The 15311-nt window shown below is 55.0% G+C and carries 20 protein-coding genes; 10 read left to right on the top strand and 10 right to left on the bottom strand.

Going from position 1 to position 15311, the window contains the following annotated elements:
- Nucleotides 1-5 precede the first annotated feature (5 nt).
- Nucleotides 6-434 (top strand): VOC family protein, encoded by a 429-nt coding sequence (locus tag BUC32_RS03035; protein ID WP_073249314.1) that lies wholly within the window; start codon nucleotides 6-8, stop codon nucleotides 432-434.
- A complete protein-coding gene (locus BUC32_RS03030) occupies nucleotides 428-1129 on the top strand; it encodes a DUF1194 domain-containing protein (protein WP_245815127.1) in 702 nt (233 codons plus the stop codon). Before BUC32_RS03035 ends, BUC32_RS03030 begins: the two co-directional genes overlap by 7 nt.
- A 164-nt stretch (nucleotides 1130-1293) precedes the next feature.
- Here the strand turns inward: BUC32_RS03030 and BUC32_RS03025 are convergent, their stop codons facing one another.
- From BUC32_RS03025 to BUC32_RS03015, 3 genes are all read right to left on the bottom strand, one after another.
- The gene (locus BUC32_RS03025) at nucleotides 1294-1791 is read right to left on the bottom strand and encodes a MarR family winged helix-turn-helix transcriptional regulator (protein ID WP_073249312.1); all 498 of its coding nucleotides are present in this window, start codon (nucleotides 1789-1791) and stop codon (nucleotides 1294-1296) included.
- Between the two features lie 137 nt (nucleotides 1792-1928).
- Entirely contained in the window at nucleotides 1929-2234 is a 306-nt protein-coding gene (locus tag BUC32_RS03020) for a succinate dehydrogenase assembly factor 2 (protein WP_083599232.1), read from the bottom strand.
- Nucleotides 2227-2655: a helix-turn-helix domain-containing protein gene (locus tag BUC32_RS03015; protein WP_073249824.1), complete on the bottom strand. Its 429-nt coding sequence runs from the start codon at nucleotides 2653-2655 to the stop codon at nucleotides 2227-2229. Before BUC32_RS03015 ends, BUC32_RS03020 begins: the two co-directional genes overlap by 8 nt.
- 84 nt (nucleotides 2656-2739) lie before the next feature.
- Here BUC32_RS03015 and BUC32_RS03010 point away from each other — a divergent pair, with 84 nt between their 5' ends.
- Both BUC32_RS03010 and BUC32_RS03005 read left to right on the top strand, forming a co-directional pair.
- Entirely contained in the window at nucleotides 2740-3942 is a 1203-nt protein-coding gene (locus BUC32_RS03010; protein WP_073249310.1) for a pyridoxal phosphate-dependent aminotransferase, read from the top strand.
- Between the two features lie 9 nt (nucleotides 3943-3951).
- On the top strand, nucleotides 3952-4359 hold the full coding sequence (locus BUC32_RS03005; protein ID WP_073249308.1) for a hypothetical protein: 408 nt from the start codon (nucleotides 3952-3954) through the stop codon (nucleotides 4357-4359).
- On the opposite strand, the gene BUC32_RS03000 is transcribed toward BUC32_RS03005, so the two are convergent.
- Complete coding sequence (locus tag BUC32_RS03000) at nucleotides 4356-5723, bottom strand: MATE family efflux transporter (RefSeq protein WP_073249306.1); 1368 nt, start codon at nucleotides 5721-5723, stop codon at nucleotides 4356-4358. The two genes, BUC32_RS03005 and BUC32_RS03000, sit on opposite strands and share 4 nt — an antisense overlap.
- A 96-nt stretch (nucleotides 5724-5819) precedes the next feature.
- On the opposite strand from BUC32_RS03000, the gene BUC32_RS02995 reads away from it, so the two are divergent.
- On the top strand, nucleotides 5820-6464 hold the full coding sequence (locus BUC32_RS02995) for a TIGR02453 family protein (RefSeq protein WP_073249303.1): 645 nt from the start codon (nucleotides 5820-5822) through the stop codon (nucleotides 6462-6464).
- A gap of 19 nt (nucleotides 6465-6483) precedes the next feature.
- Here the strand turns inward: BUC32_RS02995 and ppk2 are convergent, their stop codons facing one another.
- Entirely contained in the window at nucleotides 6484-7458 is a 975-nt protein-coding gene (ppk2, locus tag BUC32_RS02990; protein ID WP_083599231.1) for a polyphosphate kinase 2, read from the bottom strand.
- 215 nt (nucleotides 7459-7673) lie between these two features.
- On the opposite strand from ppk2, the gene BUC32_RS02985 reads away from it, so the two are divergent.
- A complete protein-coding gene (locus BUC32_RS02985) occupies nucleotides 7674-7958 on the top strand; it encodes a DUF2218 domain-containing protein (RefSeq protein WP_073249300.1) in 285 nt (94 codons plus the stop codon).
- A gap of 99 nt (nucleotides 7959-8057) precedes the next feature.
- Nucleotides 8058-10013, top strand: a complete 1956-nt coding sequence (locus BUC32_RS02980) for a DNA gyrase/topoisomerase IV subunit B (RefSeq protein WP_073249298.1) — start codon at nucleotides 8058-8060, stop codon at nucleotides 10011-10013.
- A gap of 14 nt (nucleotides 10014-10027) precedes the next feature.
- On the opposite strand, the gene BUC32_RS02975 is transcribed toward BUC32_RS02980, so the two are convergent.
- On the bottom strand, nucleotides 10028-10864 hold the full coding sequence (locus BUC32_RS02975; RefSeq protein WP_073249296.1) for a DUF4393 domain-containing protein: 837 nt from the start codon (nucleotides 10862-10864) through the stop codon (nucleotides 10028-10030).
- A 374-nt stretch (nucleotides 10865-11238) separates the two neighbouring features.
- Between BUC32_RS02975 and BUC32_RS02970 the strand changes: the two genes are divergently transcribed.
- From BUC32_RS02970 to BUC32_RS02960, 3 genes are all read left to right on the top strand, one after another.
- Nucleotides 11239-11553: a glycine zipper domain-containing protein gene (locus tag BUC32_RS02970; protein ID WP_073249294.1), complete on the top strand. Its 315-nt coding sequence runs from the start codon at nucleotides 11239-11241 to the stop codon at nucleotides 11551-11553.
- Nucleotides 11554-11681: 128 nt separating this feature from the next.
- Nucleotides 11682-11987, top strand: coding sequence for a glycine zipper domain-containing protein (locus BUC32_RS20590; RefSeq protein WP_073249292.1), 306 nt, complete (start codon nucleotides 11682-11684; stop codon nucleotides 11985-11987).
- A gap of 49 nt (nucleotides 11988-12036) precedes the next feature.
- Nucleotides 12037-12711: a hypothetical protein gene (locus BUC32_RS02960; protein ID WP_073249290.1), complete on the top strand. Its 675-nt coding sequence runs from the start codon at nucleotides 12037-12039 to the stop codon at nucleotides 12709-12711.
- An 85-nt stretch (nucleotides 12712-12796) separates the two neighbouring features.
- Here BUC32_RS02960 and BUC32_RS02955 read toward each other — a convergent pair whose 3' ends face one another.
- The 4 genes from BUC32_RS02955 to BUC32_RS02940 all read right to left on the bottom strand — a co-directional run.
- Entirely contained in the window at nucleotides 12797-13375 is a 579-nt protein-coding gene (locus BUC32_RS02955; RefSeq protein ID WP_073249288.1) for a PA14 domain-containing protein, read from the bottom strand.
- Between the two features lie 122 nt (nucleotides 13376-13497).
- Nucleotides 13498-14151, bottom strand: a complete 654-nt coding sequence (gene gph, locus BUC32_RS02950; RefSeq protein ID WP_073249286.1) for a phosphoglycolate phosphatase — start codon at nucleotides 14149-14151, stop codon at nucleotides 13498-13500.
- 77 nt (nucleotides 14152-14228) lie between these two features.
- Nucleotides 14229-15152: an MBL fold metallo-hydrolase gene (locus BUC32_RS02945; RefSeq protein WP_073249820.1), complete on the bottom strand. Its 924-nt coding sequence runs from the start codon at nucleotides 15150-15152 to the stop codon at nucleotides 14229-14231.
- A gap of 76 nt (nucleotides 15153-15228) precedes the next feature.
- The coding region (locus BUC32_RS02940; protein ID WP_139280630.1) for a hydroxyisourate hydrolase at nucleotides 15229-15311 on the bottom strand (83 nt) is incomplete at its 5' end.

Below are 15311 nucleotides of genomic sequence, written 5' to 3'. Positions count from 1 at the left end.
ACCAAATGCATTTGAAATACCTGCACACCATGGTCCGAGTGACCGATCTAGAGGCTTCGATGGCGTTTTACGGGCTTCTGGGACTAAAAGAAATCCGTCGGTATGACAGCGAAGCCGGGCGGTTCTCGCTGATTTATCTGGCCTCGGAAGGCAATGAAGAGACGCCGTTAGAGTTGACCTACAACTGGGATGGCGATGACGGACTGCCCAGCGATTCTCGTCATTTCGGACATCTCGCCTATGAGGTGGGCAATATATATGAGATGTGTCAGCACCTTATGGACAATGGCGTTACCATCAACCGCCCACCGCGTGACGGGCGTATGGCGTTTGTACGCTCGCCGGACAATATCTCGATTGAGTTGTTGCAACAGGGGGACGCACTTGCGTCAGCAGAGCCATGGGCCAGCATGGAGAGCACTGGTCATTGGTAAAACTCACCTGCATTGCTCTGATATCAGCACTGGCCCTGCCTGCGGGTGGGGTCATGGCGCAATGTCGCCAGGCGTTGGCGTTGGGACTGGATGTCTCGGGATCGGTCGACACGCGAGAATACCGCCTGCAACTGGACGGGCTTGCCGCTGCGTTTCAATCCAAAGAGGTACGTGAAACCCTGCTTTCAGATGCCGGTTTTCCGGTGCGGGTGGCCGTCTACGAATGGAGTGGTTCGCGCAATTTCAACCGGCGCATTCTGGTCGATTGGACCGCAATCACCGATGAGGCCGCATTGAATGCTCTCACCAGCCGGCTGCAGTCCACAACGCGCAGAGCTGCAGGGCCTTCGACCGCATTGGGCGCGGCGATTGAATTTGGCACGGCCCTATTGGCGGAGCAAACGGACTGTCCAAAACGCACTTTGGATATTTCCGGGGATGGAACGTCCAACACAGGCCCACGCCCGCAAAACATCGTCTCCCCCAATTGGATCACCATCAACGGCCTGACCATCGGTGAAAATCGGGCCGGGTTCGACCCTTCGCTTCAGGAGTTGTCCGCATATTTTGAAGCCAATGTTATTCGCGGGCCCGGAGCGTTTGTTGAAACTTCGCTGGGGTTTACAGATTACGAACGGGCGATGACCCGTAAACTGTTGCGTGAATTGCAGGGTTTGGCCCTATCTTCGAGTTAACGAATTTGTCAGCCAGACTTCGGGCTTTCCGACATGGGTCATTGAGCCCGCAAGCCAAACGGAGGTTTGCGGGTTCAATGAGTGGCTGGTTTCTTAGGATTTCGCTGGTGACCCGCACTCATCAAACATGACTTTGCGCATTAACCACGGGTCTGGTGCGCAAATCAGTAAATATAGCGGATCTGATCGCTCCAATAACGCTCAACACGGCGCAAGGCAAAAGTGATGCCTTCAATGCCATCCGGTCCCAGAACGCCTTTGGATTGCAGACCTTGCGCGTGACGCTCAAACAGGGTTGAAACCACGTCTCGTATTTCGCGGCCCTGCTGGGTCAATCGCACCCGCACTGACCGGCGATCAATCTCGCAGCGTTGATGGTGCATAAAGCCCATTTCAACCAATTTCTTGAGATTATAGCTAACGTTAGAACCCTGATAGTAACCGCGCGATTTTAACTCACCGGCGGTGACTTCGTTGTCCCCGATATTGAACAACAACAACGCCTGAACAGCGTTGATTTCAAGAACGCCAACCCGTTCAAATTCATCCTTGATGACGTCCAGAAGAAGGCGGTGCAATCGCTCAACCAGCGCCAGTGAATCCAGATAAGAAGTGATGAAACCGGTGTCTGCATTGGTCCCGAGGGGGGCGTGAATACTCATGAATTATCTCCGACGTTCTTTGCTTACATCGGAAACTGGGGGCAAAAGGCGAACATTGTGTTAAATCGAACAGGTTTCTCTAAGAATTTATCTATTTGAGCATTTCGCAGCGATTTCGAAGCCGATGAATGCCGGTCTCAGGCCTGTACAAACATGTGCTTGGCGCCTTTGGGCTGACCGGTACAGGTACCGCTGATCGCTTGAGAGATATCCTTAATCAGCCCCGAGAAACGGTCAGGTGCGGGCATTTGCCCGGTGACCCACTGATAAAGATCCTGATCGTTTTCGTGCAAAAGCGCGTCATAGAGATCAAGTTCGTCCGCATCCATTGACGCCAGATTGTCGTCTGCATAGCGCACAAGGATGAGGTCCATTTCCTTGATACCACGGCGCATGGACCGCATTTTCATCCGTTTCAGGCGGTTTTCATGTGTCTCAGTCATTTTGCATTGTCTCTTTCACTGCCAGACGCAGTTTCTTTTCCAGCCGCGCAAGATGATCCAGGTTGTTTTTCATTTGCGCGCGAATATCACGAATTTCCACCAAAAGGCCGGAGAGGTTGGGAGCCGTTACCCCTTCATCTTCTGCGGGGGCCGAGACGACGCCTTCGCCTTCCCCCATCAGCAACCAGACAACCGAAACATTGAGTAAACCCGCCATCATCTGCAGTTTGTTGGCGCGTGGCTCGTTCAGGTCATCTTCCCAACCACGTGCGGTTGAGATCTTTACGCCCAAACGGCGCGAAAACTCTTCCTGAGACAGGCCCGCATATTCGCGTGCAGCAGCCAACCGGTCTCCAAATGTAGCCACATCATCGCCGTACCAATAGTCATCATAGGTTTCGTCGGTGAAATCATCAGCCATTTTGAGCCCTCCTGAGCTTCGCGCTTGATCGGGCGCGGTGCGCACCCTAAGACAGGACTGCATTGAATACAAACGAGGTTGCCCATGTCTTTCCTATCCGCGACACTATCCCGCGTAAAACCCTCGCCGACGATTGCTGTGACCACCAAAGCAGCAGAACTTAAAGCAGCGGGACGCGATGTGATTGGTCTTGGTGCCGGGGAACCCGATTTCGATACGCCACAAAACATCAAAGACGCGGCAGTGGCCGCAATTGACGCCGGAAAGACGAAATACACGCCCGTCGATGGCATTCCAGAATTGAAAGCCGCGATCTGCGCCAAGTTAATGCGCGACAATGGGCTGGACTACACGCCGCAACAAGTCAGCGTTGGCACCGGTGGCAAACAGATTCTCTACAATGCCCTGATGGCCACGCTCAATCCCGGCGACGAAGTGGTGATCCCCGCCCCGTATTGGGTCAGCTACCCGGATATGGTGCTGCTGGCAGGTGGAGAGCCGGTCATCGCTCAGGCATCTTTGCAAACCAATTTCAAACTGACCCCAGATCAGCTTGAAGAAGCGATCACCCCCAAAACGAAATGGCTGATCTTTAACTCGCCTTCGAACCCAACCGGCGCGGGATATAGCCGCGAGGAACTCAAAGCACTGACAGATGTGCTGATGCGTCATCCGCATGTCTGGGTGATGACAGACGACATGTACGAACATCTGGCTTATGACGATTTTGAGTTCTGCACGCCTGCCGAAGTTGAGCCTGCTTTGTACGACCGCACATTAACTTGCAATGGAGTGTCCAAGGCCTATGCCATGACCGGTTGGCGCATTGGCTATTCAGCGGGTCCTGTCGAACTGATCGCTGCGATGCGCAAGATACAATCGCAGTCGACATCAAACCCCTGTTCGGTGTCGCAGTGGGCAGCCGTTGAAGCGTTGAACGGCCCGCAGGATTTCCTGCCGGTGAACAACGAGACTTTCGTGCGCCGTCGTGATCTTGTGGTGTCGATGCTGTCCGAAATTGACGGAATGGTCTGCCCGGTGCCGGAGGGCGCGTTTTATGTGTATCCGTCAATCGCGGAATTGATTGGCAAAACCACCCCGGCGGGCACAGTGGTTGAAAATGACGAAGCTTTTGCCACAGCATTGCTGGAAGAAGCCGATGTCGCCGTGGTCTTTGGTGCCGCCTTTGGTCTTTCGCCAAACTTCCGGGTCAGCTACGCTACGTCTGACGAAGCGCTGAAAACTGCCTGTGCGCGCATTCAGGCTTTCTGCGCCTCGCTGACCTAAGGGGGCGCGATGTTGGCTGAGCTACCAGACTATTTTTTCCGGGTGCGGGAAAACGGCGCGATTGTATTTCGCGTCGACACGCAGAACCGCCAGCGCCGGATCGACATGGATCAGATCGCCGTTGTGAACATTCGCAACGGCGAAATTAAGCCACACGGCGACCGGGTCTTGTCTGACGTTGATTTGGGCGCAATCCGCAAATGGATGGTTGAACGTCAGGATATTCTGGCCCACCGTGACATCGATGATATTCACCGTGCTGTGGACTACCTCAACCTGACCAGTCAGTGGGCGCAATCGCGGGCCAGTGCCGAACAACTTGAGGACGTGACGGATGCCCTCTTGCTGGCAATGCATGATTTGCGATCCGTTCTGGTCCGCAAAAAAGCGGATCGGTTGATGAAGGGCAAAGACTAGGCCGAGTATTTCACGCGCAAAGACGCGAGCATCGGCCCCCAGAACCTCCAGAGTAGCAAAATGGCGGCAACGGTCAGCCCCACGACCAGACCCAGCCAAATGCCAACCCCATCCCAACCGACCCAGAATCCGAAGACATAACCGGTGGGCACGCCAATGCCCCAATAACTTATCGCTCCGATCAGCATGGGCGCGCGGGTGTCTTTCACGCCCCGCAACAATCCCAAAGCCATGATCTGGGCCCCGTCGACAAACTGAAACAGGGCGGCGACAAAGATCAATGACACACCGATGCCTAAAATCGCCTCGCGGTTGGGTTCATTGGGGTTCAAAAACAGCTCTAACAAAGGGCGCGGGAAGGCCAGTAGTGCAATCACTGTGATCAGAGATGCCGCCAGCGACAGGAAAATGGCCACTCTCGCCCCACGCGCCAGATGTTCGGGGTCTTTGCGACCGATGGCATTTCCAGCCCGCACAGTGGCTGCATTTGACAAACCAAGATGGGCCATGAACGCCAGGCTGGTCAGTTGCAGCGCAATCCCGTGAGCCGCCAATTGCAATGTGCCAAGCCAACCCATCATAATACTTGAAGCGGCAAACAGTCCGGTTTCGGCCAGGCTGGTCAACCCAATCGGCACGCCGAGGCGAAAGACATGGCCAAAGGCCTCCCAGTCAGGGCGCCAGACGCGGGTGAACATTTTGTGCTGAGGCAGAACCACAAGCACATAAGCCACAACCCCAATCAAAGACACAATCTGCACCAGAAGGGAGGCGATCGCCGCGCCGATCACACCCAGCTCGGGCGCGCCCCAATGGCCAAAGATAAGCGCATAATTGGCCACCGCATTGACCAACGCGGCCAGCACCGTCACCCAGAATACCACGCGTGTGCGTCCCAGAGACGCAAGATAGGATTTCAGAACCATCACCAAAAGCGCCGGCAACAGGCCCAGCCCAACCAGGCGCAGATAGCCTTGCGTGACGTCAGTGATTTCGGGGTTTTGCCCTAATCCATTCAAAATGGCTCCGGAAAACCAAAACAAAGGAAATGCCGCAATCGCGGTCACAACAGACAACCACATCCCCATGCGGGTGACACGTCGGACCGCTGTTTCATCACCTTCGGCGTCTGCTTCGGCCACCAATGGCATCACGGCGATGGCAAAGCCCGAGCCTAAAATGAACAGCACAAAGAAATAGGTCCCGCCAAGCACCACTGCTGCCAGTGCTTCAACCGAATACCAGCCCAGCATGATGGTGTCGGTCAAACCAATGGCGAACTGCGCCACGTGCCCGCCAATTAATGGCAGACCCAAAAGCAGCATTGCGCGCAAATGATCACGGTATGAGGTGACAGGTTTCATCCCCAAGGCTTAGGGGTGATTTCGATAACTGACAAGACAAGGAATTTGCAGGAACACCAGCGCCGGGTAGAATGAGTTTCAGCAAGGGGGAGTAACATGTCCGATGATTTTGCAGATTTGGTGCCGCAAGCGCGCGCATTCCTGACGGAGCTAAGCGCGAACAACAACCGCGACTGGTTTTTGACCAACAAAAAGCGCTATGAAATCGCGCTGAAGCACCCTGCACTTGCGCTGCTCGATGTGATCTCGGCTGATCTGGAAAAGATGGTTGGCGCGCCTGTATCGACCAAACTGTTTCGCCCGCACCGAGATGTGCGATTCTCTAAGGACAAAACGCCCTATCATACCCACCTGCATATGCTGTGGACTGCCGGTGGCATTGGATGGTTTTTAGGGATCGCACCGGGATACGTCAGTGTTGGTGCCGGGGTTTTCGGGTTTGACAAGAATGCCTTGATCAGATGGCGCGACACGGTGGCGGGTGCAGATGGCCAGGCCATAGCGAACATGATTTCAGCGCTGACTGATAAAGGAACACGTCTTGATCCTCCAGAACTGAAACGCGTGCCCGCCCCTTATGACAAGACCCATCCTCGCGGTGATCTGTTGCGCCGCAAAGGATTGGCTTTGTGGTTCGATCTGGAGGACCGCACCATAGAAAAAGGCGGCCTGACCGCATGTATCAGGACCGCCTTTTCAGAGCTGCTACCGGTTCAGGTCGCACTGGCGCCATTGGAGTAGGCCAGCGCGGACGCGGCTCTTATTTCTTGCGTGTATCCGGGTGCAAAGCTGTGCCCAGAATATGATCCGCGCGGTGGATCACATGGCTGGCCGTTGACACAATCAACGGGTCCGGTGCATGGGCGATCTTCAAGTCCTTGCCGGGGTAATCCAGCGAATTCAGGAAATGCAGCATACAGTTCAGCCGTGCGCGCTTTTTGTCATTGGATTTGATCACCGTCCAAGGCGCATCAGCTGTATCTGTGTAAAAGAACATCGCTTCTTTGGCTTCGGTGTAATCATCCCATTTGCCGAGCGACGCTTTGTCGATCGGTGACAGCTTCCACTGTTTCAATGGATCGTTTTCACGGCTCTCAAAGCGGCGACGTTGTTCTTCCTGGGTGACCGAGAACCAGTATTTGTAGAGACGAATGCCTGAACGCACCAACATTTGCTCAAGATCAGGTGTCTGACGCATAAATTCCAGGTATTCACCCGGCTCACAAAATCCCATGACCCGCTCAACACCTGCACGGTTGTACCAAGAGCGGTCATACAGAACGATTTCACCAGCAGTTGGCAGATGGTCGACATAGCGTTGGAAATACCATTGCCCGCGTTCTTCATCCGTCGGCTTGTTCAGCGCCACAACGCGGGCAGCCCGAGGGTTGAGGTGTTCGGTGAAACGTTTGATCGTGCCCCCTTTACCAGCAGCATCGCGCCCTTCAAAAATCATCACGAACTTTTGGCCGGTTTCCTGCGCCCAAAGCTGTACCTTTAGCAATTCAGCCTGAATTTTGGCTTTTTGGGCCTCGTATGGACGGCGCCCCAGTTTGGTATCATAGGGGTACTCACCACTTTCAAACGCGCGGCGCACTTCCTCCGCAGACGGTGTCACCTTGGCTTTCGACGCCGTTGCCTGAGCAGGCGTCGTCGCTTTGGGTGTGGCGGGCGCCTTGGCTTCTTCAGCAGCTTTTTTAATTGCAGAAGGGGTGTTCGCAGAATTTGCGGTCATAGATGTCTCCTAAATGTCTGAACTTGAGACCGCAGTACTCGATTTCACCTGACGCTACTTTGATACACGTCAACTGAAATACACAATCGGGGTTCAATCATACACTCAAACCGGGTTTTTTGTTGGTGGGCGCAACAGCATTGGGTAAAGTGGTTTACCCAAGCCAGCCAAATGCTCGCCAGGCCCTATTCCGATCCCTGAAATGAGGCCCCCTGATGACCCAATCCGCAACCGCCACCGCACCAACTGAACACGCCAGCCGCTATCTCCAGCAACTTTGCAAACACTGGTCCCACAAAGCCGAAACTGATTTCACCCCAGAATCCGGAACCATCACCTTTGCCAGCGGCAATCTCCTGAAACTTGGGGCCTCAGCCGTCCAACTGACGCTTGACGTCACAGTGCCCGACGCCGAAGACCTTGAACACTTCAAAGGGGTGGTCGATGCCCACCTGTTGCGCTTTGCATTTCGCGAAGACCTAGAGATTGTGTGGGGCTAGGCGAGATTTGCGCCTCCAAAGGGCGCAAACCACCCTTCCCCCTTGGGCGATCCCCTGCCATAATGATCGCCAACCAAAACCAATAAGAGCAGCCCAACGATGGCAAACGATCTTTTGAACGCACCTGCTGCGAGCGACTATGACGCCTCATCCATCCAAGTGTTGGAAGACATGGAGCACGTGCGCCTGCGTCCGGGCATGTATATCGGTGGCAAGGACGACCGCGCGTTGCACCATATGGTGGCCGAGATTGTCGACAACTCGATGGACGAAGCGGTCGCGGGGCACGCCACATGGATCGAAATTGAGCTGCATGAAAACGGCCACGTCTCAGTGCGCGACAACGGTCGGGGTATCCCCACTGGACCTCACCCCAAAGATCCGGAAAAATCCGCGCTTGAGATCATCTTTTGCACCCTGAACGCAGGCGGCAAATTCTCGGGCGACAGCTATGAAACCTCCGGTGGTTTGCATGGCGTGGGCTCATCCGTGGTCAATGCCCTGTCCGATCATCTGCGTGTGGAAGTCGCCCGCAACAAAGAACTCTTTGCGATGGAGTTCTCGCGCGGCATCCCGCAGGGCAAGCTGGAAAAGATCGGCTCAGCCCCCAACCGACGCGGCACTGCGGTGACGTTTCACCCGGATGCAGACATTTTTGGTTCACTGAAACTGAAACCTGCCCGCCTGTTCAAAATGGCGCGCTCCAAAGCCTATCTGTTCTCAGGCGTCGAAATCCGTTGGAAAACCGGTATTGAGGATGGCGAAACCCCGAAGGAAGCGAAATTTCACTTTCCCGGAGGCCTGTCGGATTACCTGAATGAAACCTTGTCCGGGGCCTCCACCTATTCCGAAAACCCTTTCAGCGGCACGGTCAGCTTTGAGAAATTCAACGCACCCGGCAAGGTTGAATGGGCGATCAACTGGACCCCGTCGCGCGATGGCTTCATTCAGTCCTATTGTAACACGGTCCCCACCCCCGAAGGCGGCACCCACGAGGCCGGGTTCTGGGCCGCGATCCTCAAAGGCATCAAGGCCTACGGAGAGCTGGTCAGCAACAAAAAGGCCGCAACCATCACCCGCGAAGACCTGACCACAGGCGCCGGGGCGCTGGTGTCGTGTTTTATCCGCGAGCCGGAATTCGTCGGCCAGACCAAAGACCGTCTGGCCACGGTTGAGGCCCAACGCATGGTCGAAAACTCGGTCCGGGACCACTTTGACAACTGGCTTGCGGCTGACACGAAATCCGCCGGTGCAATTTTGGACTTTCTTGTGCTGCGCGCCGAAGAGCGCCTGCGCCGCCGCATGGAAAAAGAAACCCAGCGCAAGTCTGCCACCAAGAAACTGCGACTGCCCGGCAAGCTGACCGATTGTTCCAGCAAAGATCGCGCAGGCACGGAACTGTTTATCGTCGAGGGCGACTCGGCCGGCGGATCAGGCAAAGGCGCGCGCAACCGTAAGACGCAAGCGTTGCTGCCGCTAAAGGGCAAAATCCTGAACGTGCTGGGGGCGGCGTCCTCCAAGCTGGGCAGCAACGCCGAGATTTCGGACCTGTGTGAAAGCCTTGGCTGTGGCATGGGTAGCAAGTTCAACATCGACGATCTGCGCTATGAAAAGATCATTATCATGACCGATGCGGACGTCGATGGCGCCCATATTGCGGCGTTGTTGATGACCTTCTTTTACACCCAAATGCGCCCGTTGATTGACGCAGGGCATCTGTATCTGGCCTGCCCGCCGCTTTATCGTCTGACCCAAGGCCCCAAACGCATCTACGTCGCCACCGACGCCGAGAAAAACGCGCTGATGGAAAAAGGTCTGGGCGGCAAAGGCAAGATCGACGTGCAGCGGTTTAAGGGTCTGGGCGAGATGGACGCGAAGGATTTGAAAGAAACCACCATGGACCCGGCCTCGCGCAAACTGATCCGCGTGACGATTGACGAGGACGAACCCGGCGAGACCGCCGATCTGGTCGAACGCCTGATGGGCAAGAAGCCCGAAATGCGGTTCCAGTATATTCAGGAGAACGCCAGGTTCGTGGAGGAGTTGGATGTTTGAGGACCGATTGCTTCTCAGCGAAACACCGATTTTGAAAAGTTTTGGCCAACTTGCGTTAGTAAAACGCTGGACCTCTTTAGTGAGAACGTAAAACCATTGACTTCGCCCCGATTGACGAATTCGGAAAACCAGTCACTTTTTTCCGATTTTTCATAGTCCTTGATGCGTTGAGGTGCCGTCAATGTTGCGTCGTCTCGCGCGACAATGAGGCCAAGCCCCACAAGGGTCTCTATACTCGCTTGAACTGCCCGAAACACCTCATCGCCTTTGTGCCCCTTCCCGAGAGCAAGCGTTAGCAAGTCCTCATTGCAAAACCTATACAGCTCGGTTTCGCCTGTGAAAACCTTGTGCTTTCTACGAATGTTCGTTGTGCTAGTCGTTTGTTGTTTGGCCAGATAAGCAAAAACCTGAGCATCGAATGCACTCATCAATCTTATCTTATCTACAAATGAAGGATGCGTGCTTGAAGCCTTGTTTTTCATCATCGAAGAAGCCAGTAGGCTTGCAAACATTTCACTTATCTCAGGCTTCTGGCCGTGAAACTTCAACGATTCGATAATCGGCCCGGCAATTGCCAAGTCAGGAGTTTGGATATTTTCTTCTGGCTCATTTTCAAGTTTCTTTGAGACCCTAGTTTCAACCCAATTCTCGACATACTCAGCACTCCAAACCAATCCTCTAACGGGAGCCAAACACACATTCACAACTCGTCCTACAGTACCAAGCGCTTTGCCTGTTTCAGATGCTATTGGCTTTAGGGCATCATCGTAGATGGGGACAGCCTTAGCCAAGTTGGCCGCTGCATTAATTGCGTCACTGACATTGCCCGGTTTTGCGTCGTCTGAACCCATGTTTCGTCCTTTATGACTTCGTGATTGGAACTCTGACGTTTTATAGCGTCAACCACAACTGGATGTACATTTAATCTAAAGGATGGGTCTCCAACCCACCAAACTCAAAGCCTTCCATCTAAACGTGGTGTAAAACTCTTCCCCAACAACCCTCGCGCCTGATCCGATGGGTGGGTGCGGAACGCGCCCGCCCAGTGGGGCGGGTCGGGCGCGTGCATGATGCAGGGCATCATGCATTGGGGGATAGGTTGCCGTTTCTCCAACCCGTAGGGCGGGGTTTCACCCCGCCATTGCCACAACAATCCTCACACATCAGCGGGGTAAAACCCCGCCCTACGGGTTGTGTCAACCTTTCGGCATGATACCCTGCCCCCATGCGCCTCACCCTCACCTTCCTCCTCCTCACCTCTCCCGCCTTCGCCGATGAGCCCGAGCGCACGCCGATCTTTTGCGATCAATATGCGCGGCATGCGGCGGGAACGCCGGGCACGGTGCAAGGCGGGCGCACGGGCAACTGGGCGGGAGCCGCTGCCGGAGCCACTCAAGGCGGCAAAACCTCCCGCCAACGCGGGGCGCTGATTGGCGGCACAATTGGGGCGGCCAAGGGCGGGCAATGGGACAAGCAGGTGATAGATTTCTTCTACGAGGAATGCATCAGCGGCCACAAATTGTCGGCTCCTTTCCCCTGATCCGGGGCATTTGGCACAAAATCACATGACGCTGGCACCTGTTCGCTCTTGGGCGGCGCTTTGGCTTCCTAAATAGCTTTCATAACGAAGCAAACGCTCCCCCAGAGCAGACTACAGGAACCATCATCATGAAACGCCTCTCAGCCCTTCTTGTGGCCACAATGCTGGTCACCACCCCTGCCCTCGCACAGGAACGCTCCGCCACCTATTGCGACTCATATGCCAAAGCCAAATCCGGCCACAGCAGCGCCAATCAGGGTGCTGGACGTGGCCTTGTCGGAGGCGCGGTCGTCGGTGGCATCGTCAACGGATCAAAAGGCGCATGGCGCGGTGGCGCGACTGGCGCGGTCATAGGCGGCATCAGCGGCAGCAACGCCGACCAGCAACGCTATAATCAGCTTTATCATCACTGCCTTAGCGGCAACCCTTTGTGATATCTGACAAACCCCTTGCCCCGCGCGGTAGCCTTGCTAGGCTACCGCTATGCGCGCCGCCCTTTTGATCCCTCTTGTTCTGCTGACCTCATGTGCTCGTCCTTTGACGCCCGCAGAAAAGGCCTTTGCCCACGATCTTCACGGCAGCACCATCAACACAAATGCGCCCGCGATTGTGGCGGATATCCCGATGAGCGTGGCCACGTTCAAGCGCGAAAAACGCGCGCGGCTGGCGTGTCGTGAACGCATCTTTCCCGAACCCAAATCCGAGACCGTCACTGTATCCCCCGCCGCCGTGGTCCTGTGGAACACGGCCTATTTCTCGGAATCCTGGTATCGCAAGGATTTCCTGAAGGGCTATCCCGACAAGATGAACCTGATGGATGCAATGCTGTTTGCCCATGAGATCACCCACGTCTGGCAATGGCAGAACCGTGCCACAACCGGCTATTCCCCCTGGCGCGCCGCACAAGAGCATGAACCCGGCGGCGACCCGTATTTGTTCGACATCTCAACCGCCACCAGCTTTTTGGACTATGGCTATGAACAACAAGCCAGCATTGTCGAAGAATACGTCTGCTGCGCCATGCTCGACCCTGACGCACCTCGGACCGAACGGCTGGCTTCTTTGATTTCGCAAGCCATCCCAGTCAACGATCTGCCCATCCCGTCAGAAATCACGCTGCCTTGGAAAGGGGCCCAGATCCAAGGCATCTGCGGCTGACCCTTTCACTTTTCAAAAAACATTCTCACCGAAAGCAAAAAAGGGCCCGTTCGGGCCCTTTTCAATTCCTCGTGATCGTCGGGGACTATTTGTAGCCAAAAGCGCTGTTCGGGATCAGCTGAATGGATCCACCGGGCTTTTTCCATTCCGATTCAAGACAGGCGGTGCCTTCTTTCTGGAAATAGATCACTTTTAGGTCATACCATCCCGCCGAGGGTACTTTGACCTTGGGCCGACCCGCGCTGGCACATGGGGTGACATCATCCAGCTTGGCCACTTGCTTGCCACTGATCCAGGCTTGCATGCCGTCGTTCGAAAAAAATTCGAGGTCATAAACACCAGGGGCCGGGAATTTGATATAGCCACGGATATCCGCCACCACCAATTCGGAAATGCCTGCGGTCAGAACCGGGGCACCTTTGCCCTTGTCGGGATAATTCAACCCCTTCAAAGGCTTACCGGGCTTACTGCTTTGCTTGAGACGCCCCTTGGCCGCCCCGAGCGAGCGCACTTGACGGTCTCCTGTAAAATAGCTGACTTTCAGGCCTTGTTTGACGCCTTTGGGCTGTGGGTTGGCTGGAGTAAGCTCAATCACACCCGCCGACACAACAGTCGCGCCCAACATTCCCAAAGCTGCAATCGCGCTGATAAACAGTTTTCTCATTCGAATTCTCCCCGTGATTTGCCATCTATATTCGCATGATGCGCAATTTATCCAAGGGTAAATTCGGCACAGAGTTCCCCTAAATCAAAAGACGGCAAGAATTGGCGCCGCCTGCTGGCGGGTCACGATTGAAAATAACCGCTGACTATGTCAGGCAGTTGCGCGAAATTCGCAAATGCATACTGGTGTGGAATATCCACAACCGCCCGCTTGCGATACCCCTCGGTAAACAGCGCAAACGTGACGCTGGCCGCCACGGCTGTATCTGCGTCAATTTCGCTATCACCAACATACATGACCTGATCTGCGCCAAGCGCGCGAACAGTTTCTTGCAATGGAAAAGGATCGGGTTTGCGTGCTTTGGTGCTGTCGCCACCAATGACCACGTCAAAATACCCGTCCAGGCCCATCTGCATCAAAAGATGTATCGCTGGCCCATGCGGTTTGTTCGAACACACGCCCATTTTGTACCCAGCAGCCTGAAGGACCTTCAGTGCTTCTTCCATGCCGAGATATGGCTGGCTAAGATCCGCTGTGGCCGTCTGATATATCCCAAGCACATCCGCCGCAATGCGATCAAACTGGGCCATATCCATGGCCTGCCTTGCCATCACCCGCTCGACCAGTTTGGGAAGACCATTGCCGACAAAGGATTGCACCGTGGCCATGCCCAGTTGAGCCTGCCTTTCATTCGTCAACATCTGGTTCACTGCAGCATGGATATCCGGCAGGCTGTGAACCAGCGTACCGTCCAGATCGAAAATCACCGCTTTCATGCACGTCCCTCAGATTGTAACCGCCAGTCTCAGGTCACTGACCAAGGCCTGCAACAATGGAAACCATGCCGGTGAAGTCAAGCACCCTCGGGCACAAAACGATAGGTATCTTCGCTGCGTTCCACATGGCCCATGCCGCCGCCCGGCAAGTGATAGCCGATGATCCGCATTTTATCAGTTGCCATCTGGTCCAACATCGACAATCGCGTGGCCACGGCCATCGGGCGATCCTGATCGGACCCTGACTCAAACTGTGGCGCAGCAAAAGCAACGTGGTGATTGCCAATGGCATCGCCCACAACCATCACACTTTCACCGCCAGAGCGCAGCTCAAACGACATATGGCCCGGCGTGTGGCCGTAAGAGGCTCGCGCAGCGACACCGGGCAAAATTTCCTGTCCATCCTCAAAAAAGCTGATGGAATCCTCTAACATTTCCATCCGGCGTTTCGCCCCGACAGCCATTGTGGTGCGTCCGGACTCGATGGTGTCCACTGTCTTGGGGTCCCACCAATAGTCCCATTCAACACGCCCCATCATATGCTCAGCCTCGGGGAACAAGGGATCATCAAAATCATCCAATACCCCCCAAAGATGGTCTGGGTGGCAATGGGTAAAGACGACATGGGTGATCTCATCGGCTGACACTCCGGCCTCGTCAAGCGTGTCGACAAGCAGACCTGCACTGTCCTGAAATCCGACACCAGAGCCTGTGTCAAACAGCACGGTACGATCCCCGTCCCGAAGCAAAGTGACATTGCATTCTGGCATTAACGGCCCCTTGGCGATGCCATATTCACTCAAAATTGGCGCGACAACATCCTGTGGCATGGGCCCAAAGATGAACTCGTAAGGCAAAGTCAGAGTCCCGTCCGATAGGGTTTGAATTTGCATCGACCCAATCTGAGTCGCATCCGAAGCCCAGCCCAGCTGAACCCCCGCCCCCATCATCGCAGCACTGGCGGTCGCCCCTTGCAATAGCTTTCTACGGGTCATTGTCATTGGGATGTCCTCTTGGTCACATGGCTTTCGCAACATGCTGACATTCAAATGTTTGAATGACAATCCCTAAGGTACCTTAACTGCCTCTGTATGTAGAGAATCCGAATGGGGATAGGAGGAGTGGGACGTGGTAGTGGCTGTGTTCTGACATGCCAAAGC

This window comes from Shimia gijangensis, assembly GCF_900142085.1.
GTDB lineage: Bacteria > Pseudomonadota > Alphaproteobacteria > Rhodobacterales > Rhodobacteraceae > Shimia > Shimia gijangensis.
The sequence above is the reverse complement of the archived record's forward strand: the minus strand, read 5'-3'. Positions and strand labels throughout refer to the sequence as shown.